The 1,937-nt window shown below is 58.1% G+C and carries 1 protein-coding gene and 1 pseudogene; one reads left to right on the top strand and one right to left on the bottom strand.

Annotated elements, in window-relative coordinates; translation table 11 throughout:
* Positions 1-124: pseudogene (locus tag QZ653_RS14325) on the bottom strand (superoxide dismutase); the annotation flags it as partial.
* 251 nt (positions 125-375) lie between these two features.
* On the opposite strand from QZ653_RS14325, the gene QZ653_RS14320 reads away from it, so the two are divergent.
* Positions 376-1,937: glycosyltransferase family 2 protein (locus tag QZ653_RS14320; protein ID WP_296421079.1), on the top strand; the 1,562-nt coding region annotated here is incomplete at its 3' end.

The raw sequence follows: 1,937 nt of genomic DNA, 5'->3' as shown, positions 1-1,937 counted from the left end.
TGTTGCCGTTGGTGACATAGGCGTTGTGGTGCAGGTCGTGGTGGTATTCCAGCGTCTCGGCGGACATGCCCTTGGACGCCAGCGCGTCGTGGGCATAGGGAAGATCAGGAAGTTCGAAAGCCATCAGGGCACTCCTTTTAAGTATTTTAATCTCTGAGACGTAACAAAGCCCTCCTTGGCCTCAGGTCAAGGCGGTTTCGGCCTCACGGGTCGCTTTTGCGATTGTTTCCCCTTCCGCAACAGTGGACTTGGGGGTTCAGGTCGCTATGCTGCGGCCAAGCCGGGACGTATTCGGAAAATCAGCGCCAAGCGCGGGACGAGAGCAGGTATAAACGTGACACATTCCACCAGATTTGACCGTCGGGGCCGCAACTGATGGCGAAACATCAATTTACGATCCTGTCGATGATGAAGGACGAAGGCCACAGCCTTGTGGAATGGGTCGCCTATCACAAACACATCGGCTTCGATAACATCTGTGTCTACACCAACAACTGTGGTGACGGCACCGATGACATGCTGATCCGGCTTGAGGAACTGGGCTGGGTCAAACATTTCCGCAATGACGTCCCCGAAGGCAAAAAGCCCCAGCCCAACGCGCTGATGCTGGCCACCAAGAACCCCGATGTCACCGACAGTGACTGGATTTTGACGATGGATGCGGATGAATTCCTGTCCATCAAATGCGGGCGCGGCCATATCAGCCATCTGGTCGAAAAGATGGACCCCGCCGCCGATGCCATCGCCATCACATGGCGGTTCTTCGGCTCCAACGGGATCACCGACTGGAACCCCGGCCTTGTGACGGAAAACTACACCTCCGCCGCCCCTGACCAGTTCAAAAAGGGGTGGGGCGTGAAAACCATGTTCAAACCCTACCGCGACATGAAACTGGGCATCCACCGCCCCCATATCAAAAAGGCCAAACAGGAACCGGCGAATGCCAAGCTGCTGTTTGACCAGTTGTGGCTCAACGGGTCGGGCAAACCCATGCCCGATGAATTTTCGCTGTCCGGCTGGCGGTCGACCAAACCCACCTTGGGCTACAAATGGGTCGAATTGAACCACTATGCCGTCAAGTCATATGAGGCGTATCTGCTGCGCCGTGTACGCGGCAACGTCAACAACAAGGAAGACAAATACAACGCCGCCTACTTCGCCCTGTTTGATCGCAACGAAGAAGAACACATGAACGCGACGCGCCACGCCAAGGGCGTCAAAAAGAAGATGGCCAAGATCCTCAGCGATCCGATCATGCGCGAGTTGCAGGACAAGGCGTTGGAATTTCACGCCAAACGGGTCGAAATGCTGCGCACCTCCGGTCAATACGACACATGGGTGGCGGAACTGAAAGAGGCCGCTGAAATCCCCCTCGATAAGCTTGATGAGGTGCTGTTCATCCAGCACCTGCCCAAGGAATGGCAGCAAAAGGTCAAGGAACTGCAGGCCGCCGGCATTCCGGACAAGAAAATCGCCAAGATGATCGCCCAGACCCAGACCGCCAAAAAGGGTGAAACCCGTCAGGCCCTGCTGGCCGCCGCGGGCGAGAACGCCGAAGAACGGCTTGACGCCCACCAGTTGAAGGGACGCGAAAGCAAGGGCGACAGTCTGGACAATCCGTTCATGAACACCGAAGCCGCCGCCGGTCTGGGCGTGCCGCTGATGAACGAACGCACCCAGAAAATCGCACTGGCTGCACAGGCCGCCGACCCCAATGACGCTGGTGCTGCCAAACTGCTGGCCAAGGCCGCCAATGCGCGCAAGGTGCTGGATGCGCAGGCCGAACCCGCCCCTGATCCGACAGCCGTGGTGGATATGAACGAACCGGCCCCGCCGCTGGACACCATTGTGGATGAGGCCACGGTTGACGCCTCAACCACCATTGAAAGCCCCGAAGGCACCGTGCCCGTCGTGGATGCGGCCCCCGCCCCCAAGAC

The organism is Pseudooctadecabacter sp., from assembly GCF_020627745.1.
Lineage (GTDB): Bacteria > Pseudomonadota > Alphaproteobacteria > Rhodobacterales > Rhodobacteraceae > Octadecabacter.
Note: the sequence above shows the minus strand (reverse complement) of the source record. Positions and strands in the feature narration are given on the sequence as shown.